Annotated in this window: 13 protein-coding genes and 1 pseudogene; 9 read left to right on the top strand and 5 right to left on the bottom strand. The window is 73.9% G+C overall.

Annotated elements, in window-relative coordinates; translation table 11 throughout:
- The first annotated feature begins 7 nt into the window (after positions 1-7).
- The 6 genes and pseudogenes from GGQ55_RS25990 to GGQ55_RS25965 all read left to right on the top strand — a co-directional run bounded on the left by GGQ55_RS25990 (position 8) and on the right by GGQ55_RS25965 (position 6,390).
- Positions 8-2,062, top strand: coding sequence for a S9 family peptidase (locus GGQ55_RS25990; protein ID WP_179721840.1), 2,055 nt, complete (start codon positions 8-10; stop codon positions 2,060-2,062).
- Positions 2,059-3,056: pseudogene (locus GGQ55_RS28690) on the top strand (DUF2891 domain-containing protein). The gene GGQ55_RS25990 and the pseudogene GGQ55_RS28690 overlap by 4 nt, the downstream one beginning before the upstream one ends.
- Positions 3,057-3,074: 18 nt before the next feature.
- Positions 3,075-4,286 carry an alpha-hydroxy acid oxidase gene (locus tag GGQ55_RS25980; protein WP_179721838.1) on the top strand — a complete coding sequence of 404 codons (1,212 nt, stop codon included), beginning with the start codon at positions 3,075-3,077 and terminating at the stop codon, positions 4,284-4,286.
- A 49-nt stretch (positions 4,287-4,335) separates the two neighbouring features.
- Positions 4,336-5,334, top strand: a complete 999-nt coding sequence (locus GGQ55_RS25975; RefSeq protein WP_179721836.1) for an acetamidase/formamidase family protein — start codon at positions 4,336-4,338, stop codon at positions 5,332-5,334.
- Between the two features lie 10 nt (positions 5,335-5,344).
- Complete coding sequence (locus GGQ55_RS25970) at positions 5,345-6,106, top strand: SDR family NAD(P)-dependent oxidoreductase (RefSeq protein WP_179721834.1); 762 nt, start codon at positions 5,345-5,347, stop codon at positions 6,104-6,106.
- The gene (locus GGQ55_RS25965) at positions 6,106-6,390 is read left to right on the top strand and encodes a hypothetical protein (protein WP_179721832.1); all 285 of its coding nucleotides are present in this window, start codon (positions 6,106-6,108) and stop codon (positions 6,388-6,390) included. Before GGQ55_RS25970 ends, GGQ55_RS25965 begins: the two co-directional genes overlap by 1 nt.
- A gap of 6 nt (positions 6,391-6,396) precedes the next feature.
- On the opposite strand, the gene GGQ55_RS25960 is transcribed toward GGQ55_RS25965, so the two are convergent.
- The 3 genes from GGQ55_RS25960 to GGQ55_RS25950 form a co-directional block, all read right to left on the bottom strand.
- Positions 6,397-6,615 carry a hypothetical protein gene (locus GGQ55_RS25960; RefSeq protein ID WP_179721830.1) on the bottom strand — a complete coding sequence of 73 codons (219 nt, stop codon included), beginning with the start codon at positions 6,613-6,615 and terminating at the stop codon, positions 6,397-6,399.
- 107 nt (positions 6,616-6,722) lie between these two features.
- Positions 6,723-6,887 (bottom strand): hypothetical protein, encoded by a 165-nt coding sequence (locus GGQ55_RS25955; protein ID WP_179721828.1) that lies wholly within the window; start codon positions 6,885-6,887, stop codon positions 6,723-6,725.
- Between the two features lie 61 nt (positions 6,888-6,948).
- Positions 6,949-7,608 (bottom strand): MBL fold metallo-hydrolase, encoded by a 660-nt coding sequence (locus GGQ55_RS25950; protein WP_179721826.1) that lies wholly within the window; start codon positions 7,606-7,608, stop codon positions 6,949-6,951.
- A gap of 48 nt (positions 7,609-7,656) precedes the next feature.
- On the opposite strand from GGQ55_RS25950, the gene GGQ55_RS25945 reads away from it, so the two are divergent.
- The gene (locus GGQ55_RS25945) at positions 7,657-9,060 is read left to right on the top strand and encodes an amidase (protein WP_179721825.1); all 1,404 of its coding nucleotides are present in this window, start codon (positions 7,657-7,659) and stop codon (positions 9,058-9,060) included.
- A gap of 102 nt (positions 9,061-9,162) precedes the next feature.
- The gene (gene uvrA / locus GGQ55_RS25940; RefSeq protein WP_179721824.1) at positions 9,163-12,051 is read left to right on the top strand and encodes an excinuclease ABC subunit UvrA; all 2,889 of its coding nucleotides are present in this window, start codon (positions 9,163-9,165) and stop codon (positions 12,049-12,051) included.
- A gap of 40 nt (positions 12,052-12,091) precedes the next feature.
- Here uvrA and GGQ55_RS25935 read toward each other — a convergent pair whose 3' ends face one another.
- On the bottom strand, positions 12,092-12,322 hold the full coding sequence (locus GGQ55_RS25935) for a hypothetical protein (RefSeq protein ID WP_179721823.1): 231 nt from the start codon (positions 12,320-12,322) through the stop codon (positions 12,092-12,094).
- Between the two features lie 195 nt (positions 12,323-12,517).
- On the opposite strand from GGQ55_RS25935, the gene GGQ55_RS25930 reads away from it, so the two are divergent.
- On the top strand, positions 12,518-13,366 hold the full coding sequence (locus GGQ55_RS25930; protein WP_179721822.1) for a MerR family transcriptional regulator: 849 nt from the start codon (positions 12,518-12,520) through the stop codon (positions 13,364-13,366).
- Here the strand turns inward: GGQ55_RS25930 and GGQ55_RS25925 are convergent.
- Positions 13,302-13,820 (bottom strand): hypothetical protein, encoded by a 519-nt coding sequence (locus tag GGQ55_RS25925; protein ID WP_179721821.1) that lies wholly within the window; start codon positions 13,818-13,820, stop codon positions 13,302-13,304. The two genes, GGQ55_RS25930 and GGQ55_RS25925, sit on opposite strands and share 65 nt — an antisense overlap.
- Positions 13,821-13,882 lie beyond the last annotated feature (62 nt).

Below are 13,882 nucleotides of genomic sequence, written 5' to 3'. Positions count from 1 at the left end.
GGCGGACGTGCGGCCCACCGATCTCGCCCTGCTGCGGACCCCCGGGGTGCCGACCGTCTCACCGGACGGTCGGATCGCCGTCGTGGCCGTGAGCCGGCTCGACCTCGAGGCCGACGAGTACCGCGGCCAGCTCTGGGCGGTCCCCACCGACGGCTCCGCCCCCGCGCGACCGCTGACCAGCGGCCACCGGGACAGCGCCCCGGCGTTCTCCCCGGACGGCCGCTGGCTGGCCTACCTCTCCGCGCGGCCCGGCGGCCGGCCGCAGCTGCACGTGCTGCCGACCTCCGGCGGCGCCGCCCGGCAGCTGACCTCCTGCGCGATGGGAGCCGGTGCGCCGGTGTGGTCGCCGGACTCGCGTCGGCTGGCGTTCGTCGCCCGCGTCCCGGAGGAGGGCCGCTACGGCACGGTCGAGGGCGTCGGACCGGAGGCCGAGCCGCCCCGGCTGATCACCACCTTCCAGTACCGGCAGGACGACGTCGGGTTCGTCGCCGACCGGCGCAGCCAGGTCTTCGTGGTCGCGCTGCCCGAGGACGGCACGGACGACGCCGCGGCGCCGCCGCAGCCGGTCCAGGTCACCACCGGGGACGCCGACTGCGCCGACGTCACGTGGAGCCCGGACGGCACCGAGCTCGCCTTCGTCTCCGCCCGGCACGAGCGGGCCGACCGCGACCTGGTCACCGACGTCTACGTCGTCCGGACCGACGGCTCTCAGCTGCGGCGGGTGACCGAGTCGCGGGGCGACTGCTCCCGGCCCGCGTACGACCGCACCGGCCGCACGATCTACGTCACCGCCGTCCCCGACCTCGGCGAGGACGGGCTCGGCTTCGTCGGCAGCCAGGAGACGCTGTGCCGGGTGGACGCCGCCGGCGGTCCGCTGCAGCCGCTGCTCGACCCGGAGGAGCACCAGCGCGGCGACGAGACGCCGGCGACGGTGCTGGCCGAGGGCGCGGCGCTGTTCGGGGTGGAGCGCAAGGGCGCGGTCGAGCTGCTCCGCGTCCCGCTCGACGGCGGCGCGCCGGTCGCGCTCGTCGACGGTCCGTTCACGGTGCGCGGGTTCGCCGTCGGAGGGGGCGTCGTCGTCGCCACCGTCGCGCACGACCGCTCACCCGGCGAGCTGGTCGCCATCACGCCGGGACGGCGCCGTCGGCTGACCGAGTTCGGCAAGGAGCTGGGCGCGACCGGCCGGGTGCACCGGATGGAGGAGCGGACGGCGACGGCCCCCGACGGCTACCCGGTGCACGGCTGGGTCACCGTGCCCGACGGCCCCGGGCCGCACCCGGTGCTGCTCACCATCCACGGCGGCCCGTTCGCCCAGTACGGCTGGACGCTGTTCGACGAGACCCAGGCCTACGTGTCGGCCGGCTACGCCGTCGTGCAGTGCAACCCGCGCGGCTCGTCGGGGTACGGGCAGGCGCACGGGCGCTCGATCCAGGGGCGGTGGGGCACGCTCGACGCCGACGACGTGCTCGCGTTCCTGGACGCGGCGCTGGAGGACCCGCGGCTGGACGCCGAGCGGGTCGGGATCATGGGCGGCTCCTACGGCGGCTACCTGACCACGCTGCTGATCACGCGGACGACGCGGTTCGTCGCGGCGATCAGCGAACGGGCGTTCCTCGACCCGGTGAGCTTCGTCGGCTCCTCCGACATCGGGTGGTTCTTCCCCGACGCGTACCTGGGGACCGACCCGACGGCGATCGCGGCGCAGAGCCCGATGGCCGCCGTCGGGATGATCGAGACGCCGACCTTCGTCATCCACTCCGAGGAGGACTGGCGCTGCCCGGTGGAGCAGGGGCTGCGGCTCTACGTCGCGCTCAAGCGCCGCGGCGTCCCGACCGAGCTGCTGCTGTTCCCGGGAGAGGGGCACGAGCTGTCCCGGTCGGGGCGGCCGAAGCACCGGCTGGCGCGGCTGGAGCACGTGCTGCGCTGGTGGGCCCGCTGGCTGCCGACGCCGCAGAACCAGGGCGTCGTCGAGCTGCCCGTGGCCACCGCGACGCCCACCGTCGACACCGGTGAGCCGGTGGACCCGACCCCGCTGACGGTGCGCAAGACCCGCGTGCCGTGACCGATCTGCGCTCGTCGGCCGCCGATCTGGCCGCGACCGCGCTGCGCACGGTCCGCGCCGCGTACCCGTACGACCTGCGGGTGCTGTACGAGGCCCCGGGTGCGGCTCCGGCGACGCCGCGGGACCGGCACCCCGCCTTCTACGGCAGCTTCGACTGGCATTCGGCGGTCGAGATGCACTGGGTGCTGCTCCGGCTGCTGCGCCGGTTCCCCTCGGAGGTCGACGCCGAGGCCATCCGCGACGTGCTCGACGAGCACCTCACGCCAGCGGCGATCGAGACCGAGGTCGCCTACTACGCGGTCAACCCCGGCGCGCAGCGCCCGTACGGCTGGGCTGGGCGCTGACCCTGCACGAGGAGGCGGCGTCCTGGCCTGCAGCTGCCGCGTGGGCCGGCGCGCTCCAGCCGCTCGCCGACCACTTCCTCGACGCGCTGCTCGGCTGGCTGCCGCGGGCGCCCTACCCGGTGCGGCACGGCGTGCACCCGAACAGCGCGTTCGGGCTGGTCCGGTCGCTGGCATCCGCCCGGCGACGGGCCGAGGACGGCGACGGCCGGGTGCTGCGCGCCATCGAGGACGCCGCCGGTCGCTGGTTCCTCGCCGACATGGACGCACCGGTGCGCTGGGAGCCCTCCGGCGCGGACTTCCTGTCGCCGGTGCTCACCGAGGCCGTGCTCATGGCGGAGGTGCTGCCGGGTGAGGAGTTCGCGGGCTGGCTGGGGAGGTACCTCCCCGGCTTGGGGGACCGCCGGCTGTTCGAGCCGGCCGTGGTCGCCGACTCCTCCGACGGGCAGACCGCGCACCTGCACGGGCTCAACCTCAGCCGCGCCTGGGCGCTGCGCCGGCTCGCCGCGCACGTGCCCGCGGCCCGCGACCTGCTGCTCGACACCGCCCGGCGGCACGCCGAGCCCGAGCTGTCCGAGGTCAGCGGCAGCCATTACATGGTCGAGCACTGGCTGGCCGCCTACGCGCTGCTCTACCTGGACGAGGACCTCTGACGGCGGAAGGGTGAGGGTGTGGTCGAGCGGCGGGTCCCACGGTGGTCGGAGTTCTCCGAGCTGATCCGGCCGCGCCGATTGCCGGGCGACGCGACCGACCGGCGGCTGGCCAAGGCGGCGACCGTCGGCGACCTCCGCGAGATCGCCCGCCACCGGGTGCCGCAGGCGGTCTTCGACTACGCCGACGGCGCCGCGGGCGCGGAGATCTCGCTGCGCCGCTCGCGGGAGGCCTACGAGCGGGTCGAGTTCCTGCCGAACGTGCTGCGCGACGTCAGCGTCGTCGACCCGTCGACCACCCTGCTCGGCGCGCCGTCGACCCTGCCGCTGGCGTTCGCTCCCACCGGCTTCACCCGGCTGATGCACACCGAGGGGGAGGGCGCGGTCGCCCGCGTCGCGGAGCGCACCGGCATCCCGATGGCGCTGTCGACCATGGGCACGACGTCCGTGGAGGCGCTGGCGGAGGCCGCCCCCGGCGCCCGGAAGTGGTTCCAGCTCTACCTGTGGCGCGACCGCGACGCCAGCCGCGCCCTGGTCGAGCGGGCGAAGGCGGCCGGCTTCGAGGCGCTGGTGCTCACCGTCGACACCCCGGTCGCCGGGCCGCGGCTGCGCGACGTCCGCAACGGCTTCTCGATCCCGCCGGCGCTGACCCTGCGCACGTTCGCCAACGCAGCCGTCCACCCGAGCTGGTGGATCGACCTGCTCACCACCCCGCCCCTGGAGTTCGCCTCGCTGCACACCTGGGGCGGCACCGTCGCCGAGCTGGTCGACCGGGTCTTCGAGCCGGCCGCCACGATCGCCGACATCGGTGAGCTGAAGGCGTCCTGGCCCGGTGCCCTCATCGTCAAGGGCGTGCAGGGCGTGGACGACGCCCGCGCCGTGGTGGACGCCGGGGCCGACGCCGTCGTCGTCAGCAACCACGGCGGTCGGCAGCTCGACCGGGCTCCGGTCCCGCTCGAGCTGCTGCCCGCGGTCGTGGACGCCGTCGGGGACCGCGCGGAGGTGTACGTCGACGGCGGGATCCTCGACGGCGCCGACGTCGTCGCCGCGGTCGCGATGGGTGCCCGGGGCTGCCTGGTCGGCCGGGCGTTCCTCTACGGGCTCATGGCCGGCGGCGAGCGCGGCGTGCAGCGGGTCGCCGACGTCCTGACCAAGGAGATCACCCGGACCATGCAGCTGCTCGGGGCGGCGCACGTGGGCCAGCTCGCGGGCAAGGCCCGGCTGCGGCCGTAGGGTCTCAGCAGGGATTGCCCGCCGGACCTGCTGCTTCCTACTGTGGCGCATGGACGTCGTCGAGATCGTGCCCACGTTCGAGCAGTACGCGTTCACCTTCGGCGGCGGCGCCCCGTTGCGTCGCATCCAGCCGGGGACGGCGCTGCGGCTGTGGTCCGACGACGCCTTCTGCGGCGCACTGCGCTCGGTCAAGGACCTCTCCAGCGAGAAGGTCGACCTCCGCTACGTCAACCCGCAGACCGGCCCGTTCTACGTCGAGGGCGCCGAGCCCGGCGACACCCTCGCGCTGCACCTCGTCGCCCTCGAGCCGGCCCGCGACTTCGGCGCCTCGGCGACGATCCCGTTCTTCGGCGGGCTGACGAGCACCGACCGCGTCGTGACCCTGCAGGACGCGCTGCCCGACACCACCTGGATCTACGAGCTGGACCGGGCCAAGAACACCGTCACGTTCGTGGCCGCGCACAGCGAGCTGGCCGTGGAGCTGCCGGTCGAGCCGATGCTCGGCACGGTGGGCGTCGCGCCGCCCGGGGGAGAGGTGCGCAGCTCGCTGGTGCCCGAGCGGTTCGGCGGCAACATGGACACCCCGCAGATGCGCGCCGGGACGACGTGCTTCCTGGGCGTCAACGTCGAGGGCGCGCTGTTCTCGATCGGCGACGGCCACTACCGCCAGGGCGAGGGCGAGGCCTGCGGCACCGCCGTCGAGGGCGCCATGACGACGACGCTGATCGTCGAGCTGGTCAAGGGCGGCGCCCCGGCCTGGCCCCGCCTCGAGGACGACACCCACTGGATGACGGTCGGCTCCAGCCGGCCGCTGGAGGACGCCTGGCGGATCGGCCAGGCCGAGCTCGTGCACTGGTTCGGCGAGCTGTACGGCCTGCACCCGATGGACGCCTACCAGCTGCTCTCGCAGATCACCGAGGTGCCGATCGCCAACGTCGTCGACGCGAACTACAGCGCCGTCGTCAAGGCCCGCAAGTCGCTGCTGCCGTCGGCCTCGGCCTACGGCGGCCTGCACGCCGAACTGCGCTCCCGCGCTCGGTCTCTCTGAAAGGACAGCCATGGACCTCCAGCTCACCGGCTCCCGCGTACTGGTCACGGGCGGCACGAAGGGCATCGGGCGGGCGATCGTCGAGGCGTTCGCCGACGAGGGCGCGGTGGTCGAGTTCTGCGCCCGCGACGCCGCCGAGATCGAGATGACCGAGAAGGCGCTGGCCGGCCGCGGTTCCGGGGTGCGCGGGGTGCAGCTCGACGTCCGCAACGGCCCGGCGCTCACCGCGTGGGTCGTGGACGCCGCGGAGCGGCTCGGCGGTGTCGACGCCGTCGTCGCCAACGTGAGCGCGCTGGCCGTGCCCGACACCGAGGAGAACTGGTACGCCTCCTTCGAGGTCGACCTCATGCACACCGTCCGCCTGGCCAAGGCGGCCCTGCCGCACCTGGAGGCGAGCGACAACGGGTCGATCGTGGCCATCTCGAGCGTCTCCGGCCGCGAGGCCGACTTCGCCGCCGGCCCGTACGGGACGATGAAGACGGCGCTGGTCGGCTACATCTCGGGTCTGGCGTTCCAGCTCGCCGAGCGCGGTGTCCGGGCCAACGTCGTCTCGCCGGGCAACACCTACTTCCAGAACGGCTTCTGGCACAGCGCCGAGACGACCCTGCCCGACCTCTACGACATGGCCCTCGGCCTCAACCCGACCGGCCGGATGGGCCGGCCGGACGAGATGGCCAAGGCCGTCGTCTTCCTCTCCAGCCCGGTCTCCAGCTTCACGACCGGGACGCACCTGGTCGTGGACGGCGCGCTGACCCGCGGGATCCAGCTCTGATGGCGCTGGTCTACCCCGTCCAGGCCGACGCTCCCGAGCCGGTGGACGGCACCGAACCCGACTTCGACGAGCTCGCCGCCGACCTGTCCGACACCTGGCTCGTCGAGGTCGCGGTCGGGGAGGACGGCGACGACGCCTGCTTCGGCCCGCTGACCGCGCGGGCGGCGTGGGACCTCGCCATCGACCTCGACGCGCGGCGGTCGTCCTGGCTCGTCTCCGTCGTCCCGCTGCACGTCGCCGGGACGGCGGACGAGCTCATCGCCCTCTTCGAGAGCGAGGAGTAGCTCGGCTCAGCGGCGGACCTCGGCCACCCCGAGGCTGACCGCCTGGTGCAGGCCGCTCGCCTCGAGGGCCTCGCGCGCGACCTCGTAGGCGGCCGCTTCCGGCGTCCAGTTCTCGATGTGCCAGCGGTGGTCGAGCCGGTCCGCCATGCGCTGCGCCTTCTCCGCGGGTACGAACACCTCCAACGTGACGGTGTAGCCGTTCAGCTCCGGATGCGTGCTGGGCATGGGCCCTCCCGTTGTCGGCGGCTACCAGCCGCGCTCGCCGTCCAGCCTGGTGGCCCGGACGCGTCAGGGGTAGACCAACCCGCCCTCTCGGCAGCCCTCGATGCCGCTCAGCCCGGGCCGAAGACGCCGGGCGGCACGTCCGCGGGCCGCGTCTGCTTGCCGCACCGTCGGCAGACCTTCTGGTCGGGGCCCTCGTACCGCTCGTCGGGAGGGTGCCGCCGGACCCACGAGTGGATGCCGAGCCGGCAGCGCACGTCCTTCGTCGTCGTCATCCCTGGATGCTCTAGGAACAGGGCACCCCGCCTCCACGGGCGAAGGACTCCGCCTCGGCGGCTACCAGCCGCGCTCGCGCCACTCCCCGAGGTGCGGGCGCTCGGCGCCCAGCGTGGTGTCCTTGCCGTGCCCGGGGTAGACCCACGTGTCGTCCGGGAGGACGTCGAAGATCCGCCGCTCGACGTCGTCGATCAGCCTGGCGAACCGCTCCGGGTCCTTCTGCGTGTTGCCCACGCCGCCGGGGAAGAGGCTGTCGCCGGTGAAGACGTGCGTGCCGGCGCCCTCGCCGCCGCGCCAGACCAGCGCGATGCTGCCCGGCGTGTGCCCGCGCAGGTGCACGACCTCCAGCGTCTGGCCGCCGACGGTCACCGTGTCGCCGTGCTGCACGGGGCGCTTCACCTCGACCGGGAGGTCGTCGGCGTCGGCGGGGTGCGCGACGGTGACCGCGCGGGTCGCGGCCACGACCTCGGGCAGCGCGCGGTGGTGGTCCCAGTGCCCGTGCGTGGTGACGACGGTGCGGACGTCGGCGCCCTCGATGAACCGCAGCAGCGTCTGCGGCTCGGCCGCGGCGTCGATGAGCAGGGCCGCGCCGGTCTCCGGGTCCTGGAGCAGGTAGGCGTTGTTGGCCATCTCGCTGACCGCGATCTTGCTGATCGTCAGGCCGGGCAGCTCTCGGACGTCGGCCGGACCGCCGACTTCCACGTCGCCGGTGTAGGTCATTCCGCCTCCAGTCAGAAAGTGTCAGCCGACGCAGTTAGGTTCGCTGTCATGGACGCTAGCGGAGCCGTGCGCGCACCCGCGGGGGTCGGACTCCCGGCCGCCGAGATCGCCGACCGGGTCCGGTCGGGGGAGCTGCGCGCCGCCGACGTCGTCCGCGCCCACCTCGACCACATCGCCGAGGTCGACGCCCGCATCGGCGCGTTCCGGGTGGTCCGCACCGAGGCCGCGCTGGCCGAGGCGGCCGACCTCGACGCCTCGCCGCAGCGGTCGTCCCTGCCGCTGGCCGGGGTGCCGGTCGCGATCAAGGACAACATCGCCGTCGCGGGCGAGGTCTGCACCGACGGCTCGCTCGCCGCCCCTGACGAGCCGGCCCGGGCCGACCACCCGGTGGTCGCCCGCCTCCGCGCCGCCGGCGCCGTCGTCGTCGGCATCACCCGCGTGCCGGAGCTCTGCCTCTACGGCGCCACCGACGGCCCGCACGCGGTCAGCCGCAACCCGTGGGACACCGCGCGCACGCCCGGCGGCAGCTCCGGCGGCAGCGCCGCCGCGGTGGCCGCCGGCTGCGTGCCGATCGCCCACGGCAACGACGGCATGGGCTCGCTGCGCATCCCGGCCGCGGCCTGCGGGCTGGTCACGCTCAAGCCCGGGCGCGGCGTCGTCCCGTCCGAGCTCGGCTTCGACAGCTGGTCGGGCATGGCCGAGAACGGCGCGCTCGCCACGACGGTCACCGATCTCGCCCTGGCGACGTCGGTGCTGGCCGGGCGGCCGCTCGTCCCGGACGACCCTGGCCGTCCGCTGCGGATCGCGGTGTCGCTGCGCCCGCCGGTCCCGCTCGCCGGGCCGGACGCCGCCGTCCGGGCCGCGATCGATGCCACGGTGGCGCTGCTGCGCGACGCCGGGCACACCGTCGTCCGGCGCAACCCGCCGCTCACCCCGCCGGTCGGCGCGCTGGCCCGCTGGATGGCCGGCGCGCACGACGACACGGAGGCCTACGGGCTGGACCGCGCGGCACTGCAGCCGCGCAGCGCGACGCACGCCCGGATCGGCGGGTTCGCCCGGCGCGCCGGGCTGGTCCGGCCGGCCACGCAGGAGCGGTTCCGGGAGAAGGTCACGGCCTTCTTCGAGGACGTCGACCTCCTGCTCACGCCGATCACGAACGGCCCGCCGCTGCCGGCGCGGCCGTGGCACGAGCGCTCCTTCGTGGCCAACGTCACCGCCAACAGCAGGTGGGCGCCGTGGGCCTCGCCGTGGAACCTGGCCGGGGTCCCGGCGCTGGTCCTGCCGGTGGGCCGGCGGCCCGAGGGCTGGCCGGTGGCCGTCCAGTTCGCCGGCCCGCCGGGGTCCGAAACGCGACTACTCTGGCTCGCCGGAGAGCTCGAGCGCCGCCAGCCCTGGCGTCGGCACGCCCCCGTCTTCGATCCGCAGGAGCTGAAGGGCGCCCCGGCCGGCTGACCGGCGTGGGCTCCGCCACCTGCGGGAAGCACTGCCCGGCAGGGCGCCGTTGCCCTCTGTGTGCCCCACCTAGTACGTCCGACCTCGACCGACAGGGAACAGATGGACCGCCTCGTCGTCCGCGGCGCCCGCGAGCACAACCTCAAGGACGTCCACATCGACCTGCCCCGCGACGCCCTGATCGTGTTCACGGGGCTCTCCGGCTCGGGCAAGTCCAGCCTCGCCTTCGACACGATCTTCGCGGAGGGTCAGCGGCGCTACGTCGAGTCGCTGTCGGCCTACGCCCGGCAGTTCCTCGGGCAGATGGACAAGCCGGACGTCGACTTCATCGAGGGCCTGTCGCCGGCCGTCTCGATCGACCAGAAGTCGACCAACCGCAACCCGCGGTCGACCGTCGGCACGATCACCGAGGTCTACGACTACCTCCGGCTGCTGTACGCCCGCGCCGGTCAGCCGCACTGCCCGAACTGCGGCAAGCCGATCTCCCGGCAGACCCCGCAGCAGATCGTCGACCAGGTGCTGTCGATGGAGGAGGGCACCCGGTTCCAGGTGCTCGCCCCCGTCGTCCGCGCCCGCAAGGGTGAGTACGTCGACCTGTTCAGCTCGCTGCAGACGCAGGGCTTCTCGCGCGTCCGCGTCGACGGCGTGGTGCACCCGCTGACCGAGCCGCCGAAGCTCAAGAAGCAGGAGAAGCACACGATCGAGGTGATCGTCGACCGGCTCACCGTCAAGGAGAGCTCCAAGCGTCGGCTCACCGACTCGGTCGAGACCGCCCTCGGGCTGGCCGGCGGTCTCGTCGTCCTCGACTTCGTCGACCTGCCCGAGGACGACCCGTACCGCGAGCGGACCTTCTCCGAGCACCTGGCCTGCGTCGACGACGGGCTCTCGTTCGAGGCGCTCGAGCCGCGGTCGTTCTCGTTCAACTCGCCGTTCGGCGCCTGCCCCGAGTGCACCGGCATCGGCACCCGCAAGGAGGTCGACCCCGAACTCGTCGTCCCCGACCCGGAGAAGTCGCTGGGCGAGGGTGCCATCGCGCCGTGGGCCGGGTCGATGAGCAACGAGTACTTCACCCGGCTGCTCACCGGCCTGGCCGACCAGCTGGGTTTCTCCATGAAGACGCCGTGGGAGCAGCTGCCGGCGAAGGTGCAGAAGGCCGTGCTGCACGGCTCGCCCGACCAGGTGCACGTGCGCTACCGCAACCGGTACGGCCGCGAGCGCAGCTACTACGCCGCGTTCGAGGGCGTGCTGCCGTTCCTGGAGCGCCGGCACGAGGACACCGACAGCGACTACATGCGGGACAAGTACGAGGGCTACATGCGCGACGTGCCCTGTCCCGTGTGCCACGGCACCCGGCTCAAGCCCGAGATCCTCGCGGTGAAGCTGTCCGGCCGCTCGATCGCCGAGGTCACCAACCTGTCCATCGGTGAGGCGTCGGAGTGGCTGGGCTCGCTGGAGCTGGGAGAGCGGGAGCGGGCGATCGCCGACCGCGTGCTCAAGGAGATCCAGGCGCGGTTGTCGTTCCTCGTGGACGTCGGCCTCGACTACCTGTCGCTGGACCGGCCGGCGGCGACGCTGGCCGGAGGGGAGGCGCAGCGCATCCGGCTCGCCACGCAGATCGGCTCGGGCCTGGTCGGCGTCCTGTACGTGCTCGACGAGCCGTCGATCGGGCTGCACCAGCGCGACAACACGCGGCTGATCGAGACGCTGGTCCGGCTGCGCGACATGGGCAACACGCTGATCGTCGTCGAGCACGACGAGGACACGATCAAGACCGCCGACTGGGTGGTCGACATCGGCCCGGGTGCCGGCGAGCACGGCGGTGAGGTCGTGGTCAGCGGCACCGTCGCGGACCTGCTGGCCAGCGAGCGGTCGATGACCGGCGCGTACCTGTCCGGCCGCATGGCGATCGAGGTGCCGAAGAAGCGGCGGCAGCCCACGCCGGGGCGCGAACTGGTCGTGAAGGGCGCCCGCGAGCACAACCTCAAGGGCATCGACGTCACGTTCCCGCTGGGCTGCTTCGTGGCGGTCACCGGCGTCTCGGGCTCGGGCAAGTCGAGCCTGGTCAACGACATCCTCTACACGACCCTGGCCAACGAGCTGAACCGGGCGCGGCAGGTGCCCGGCCGGCACCGGACGATCACCGGGCTCGAGCACCTGGACAAGGTCGTGCACGTCGACCAGTCGCCGATCGGCCGCACGCCGCGGTCCAACCCGGCCACCTACACCGGCGTGTGGGACCAGGTCCGCAAGCTGTTCGCGCAGACGACCGAGGCGAAGATCCGCGGCTACCAGCCCGGCCGCTTCTCCTTCAACGTCAAGGGCGGCCGCTGCGAGGCGTGCTCCGGCGACGGCACGCTCAAGATCGAGATGAACTTCCTGCCGGACGTCTACGTCCCGTGCGAGGTGTGCAAGGGCGCCCGGTTCAACCGGGAGACCCTCGAGGTGCACTACAAGGGCAAGACGGTGGCCGAGGTGCTCAACATGCCGATCGAGGAGGCGGCCGACTTCTTCGAGGCCATCCCGTCGATCAGCCGGTACATGCGCACCCTCACCGACGTGGGGCTCGGGTACGTGCGGCTCGGCCAGCCGGCGACGACGCTGTCCGGCGGTGAGGCGCAGCGGGTGAAGCTGGCCAGCGAGCTGCAGAAGCGCTCCAACGGCCGGTCGATCTACGTGCTCGACGAGCCGACCACCGGGCTGCACTTCGAGGACATCCGCAAGCTGCTGCTGGTCCTGCAGGGGCTGGTGGACAAGGGGAACTCGGTCATCGTCATCGAGCACAACCTCGACGTCATCAAGAGCGCCGACTGGCTGATCGACATGGGTCCCGAGGGCGGGTTCCGCGGCGGCACGGTGGTCGCCGAGGGGCCGCCGGAGTTCGTCGCCACGGTGCCGGAGAGCCACACCGGCCGGTACCTGGTCAGCCACCTGGACGCCGACGCCATCGCCGAGGCCGCCCCGAAGAAGCGGACCCGCAGGAAGGCCAGCTGAGCCCACCGCCCGGCCGGGACGACTCGTCCCGGCCGGGCGGTCAGTCCCTCTCGCGGCGGAAGGTTCGCCAGGCGATCACGAGGAGCCTCAGGAGCGCCACGAGCACGCCGCTGAAGGCACCGATCTCCGTCGCCCGAACCGCCGCCAGGTCACGACGGCGGTCCTCGGCGACGCCGTCCTCGGCCAGGATCGCTGCGCCTTCCGGGGTGTGCCAGCGCGCCGAGCGCCCCAGCACCCAGCTGGCCGCCGGTCGCGTTCCGTGTTGCTGCACGCCGGCAGGCTCGCACGGCACGGCGGTCGCCTGCTGCCGTCGTCCACAGGCGCTCCCGCGCGCCGAGTGAGCAGTTGTGGTCGGCGCGCACCGCGTGTCGGCGCGTGTCGCCGACCACAACTGCTCACTCGGCCGAGCGGAGCCCCCGCGCGGGGGCTGGACCTTTCCGCGGGGCAAGGTCCTAGCGTCCGCTGCGTGGAGACGACGAGGCTCAGCGTCGGTCAGCTGGCCGCCGCGGCCGGCATGACCGCCAAGGCCCTGCGGCACTACGACCGCATCGGGCTGTTCGCACCCGACGACGTGGACGACGACACCGGCTACCGCTGGTACGGGGCCGACCGGCTGCCCCAGGCCCGGCTCATCGCCCGCCTCCGGTCGGTCGGCGTCCCGCTCGACGACGTCGCCGCGTGCGTGGCCGAGGGCGGCGACCCCGACGTCGTCGACCGCGTCCTCGCCGACCACCGGCGGCGGCTGGAGAGCCGGCTGGTCCGCGTCCGCGGTGACCTGCACCGCCTGGCCCACCTCGCCGACGACCTGCAGGACGACGTGCCCGCGCCCACCCCCGATCTCCCGGCGGCCGCCCCCGACGCCACCGTCCCGCCGGCCGAGAGCGAGCGGCAGCTGGCCGTCGACCTCTTCAACGGCGTCTGGCGGCTGATGGAGACCGAGGACCGCACCCCGGCCCAGGACGACCGGATGCTCCACATGGCCCACGCCTCCCGCTACCACTGGGAGCAGGCCGGCACCGCGGTGAACCTGGCCCGAGGGGAGTGGCAGTGCTCCCGCGTCTACGCCGTCCTGGGCCGCGCGGAACCGGCGCGGCACCACGCCCGGCGCGTCCTGGAGATCTGCGAGGCGAACGGCATCGGCGACTGGGACCTCGCCTTCGCCCACGAGGCCCTGGCCCGCGCGGCCGCCGTCGCCGGCGACCCCGAGGCGGTGGACCGCCACCTCGCCGACGCCCGGCGGGCGGCCGAGCTCATCGCCGACCCCGCGGACCGCGAGCTCCTCGAGAGCGACCTGGCGTCGATCCCGGCCAGCTGAGCACCCACCGCTCGCCCGGCGCCAACGCCGCCCACCGCGCCTCCGCGGCCGTCAGCGCCGTGGCGGCCCGCTCCAGCGTCTCCCGCGGATAGCGCGAGACGGCGTCCCCCGGGACGGGCTCCCCGCGCGACAGGCGCCGCACCACGTCGGCCAGGTGCTCGGCGGCCATGATCCGGTCGCCGCGCTCCTTCTGCAGCCGCGCCGACCGCTCCGCGGCGTGCGGCGGCCGCCGCCCCGAGACGTGCCGCATGCTGCCCCACACGACCCCGTCGGCGACGGCACCCCAGATGCCGTCGGACACACCGAGCTCGAGCTCGACGAGGGCGTGCACCAGGTCGTGCGGCAGGTCCGGCCCGCCTCCGGCGGCGCGCATCGCGTAGACCACGCCGTCGTCCCGCTCGACGAGCGTCTCCACCGGCCGCCGGTCGGCCATGCGCTCGAACGTCATCCGCACGCCCCGAGCCTCCCGGCCCCGTCCACCGAATTACCGGCGTGTCGGCCCCCCGACCTACTGTG

The organism is Petropleomorpha daqingensis (assembly GCF_013408985.1).
Classification (GTDB): Bacteria; Actinomycetota; Actinomycetes; order Mycobacteriales; family Geodermatophilaceae; genus Petropleomorpha; species Petropleomorpha daqingensis.
This window is presented reverse-complemented; position numbering and strand designations above follow the sequence as displayed.

What these genes read in the sequence shown, in the direction of transcription:
- GGQ55_RS25965 (WP_179721832.1), top strand. Translation starts at nt 6,106, where the DNA reads ATGGCGCTGGTCTACCCCGTCCAGGCCGACGCTCCCGAGCCGGTGGAC.
- GGQ55_RS25950 (WP_179721826.1), bottom strand. Translation starts at nt 7,608, where the DNA reads ATGACCTACACCGGCGACGTGGAAGTCGGCGGTCCGGCCGACGTCCGA.
- GGQ55_RS25955 (WP_179721828.1), bottom strand. Translation starts at nt 6,887, where the DNA reads ATGACGACGACGAAGGACGTGCGCTGCCGGCTCGGCATCCACTCGTGG.
- GGQ55_RS25960 (WP_179721830.1), bottom strand. Translation starts at nt 6,615, where the DNA reads ATGCCCAGCACGCATCCGGAGCTGAACGGCTACACCGTCACGTTGGAG.
- GGQ55_RS25975 (WP_179721836.1), top strand. Translation starts at nt 4,336, where the DNA reads ATGGACGTCGTCGAGATCGTGCCCACGTTCGAGCAGTACGCGTTCACC.
- GGQ55_RS25945 (WP_179721825.1), top strand. Translation starts at nt 7,657, where the DNA reads ATGGACGCTAGCGGAGCCGTGCGCGCACCCGCGGGGGTCGGACTCCCG.
- GGQ55_RS25970 (WP_179721834.1), top strand. Translation starts at nt 5,345, where the DNA reads ATGGACCTCCAGCTCACCGGCTCCCGCGTACTGGTCACGGGCGGCACG.
- uvrA (WP_179721824.1), top strand. Translation starts at nt 9,163, where the DNA reads ATGGACCGCCTCGTCGTCCGCGGCGCCCGCGAGCACAACCTCAAGGAC.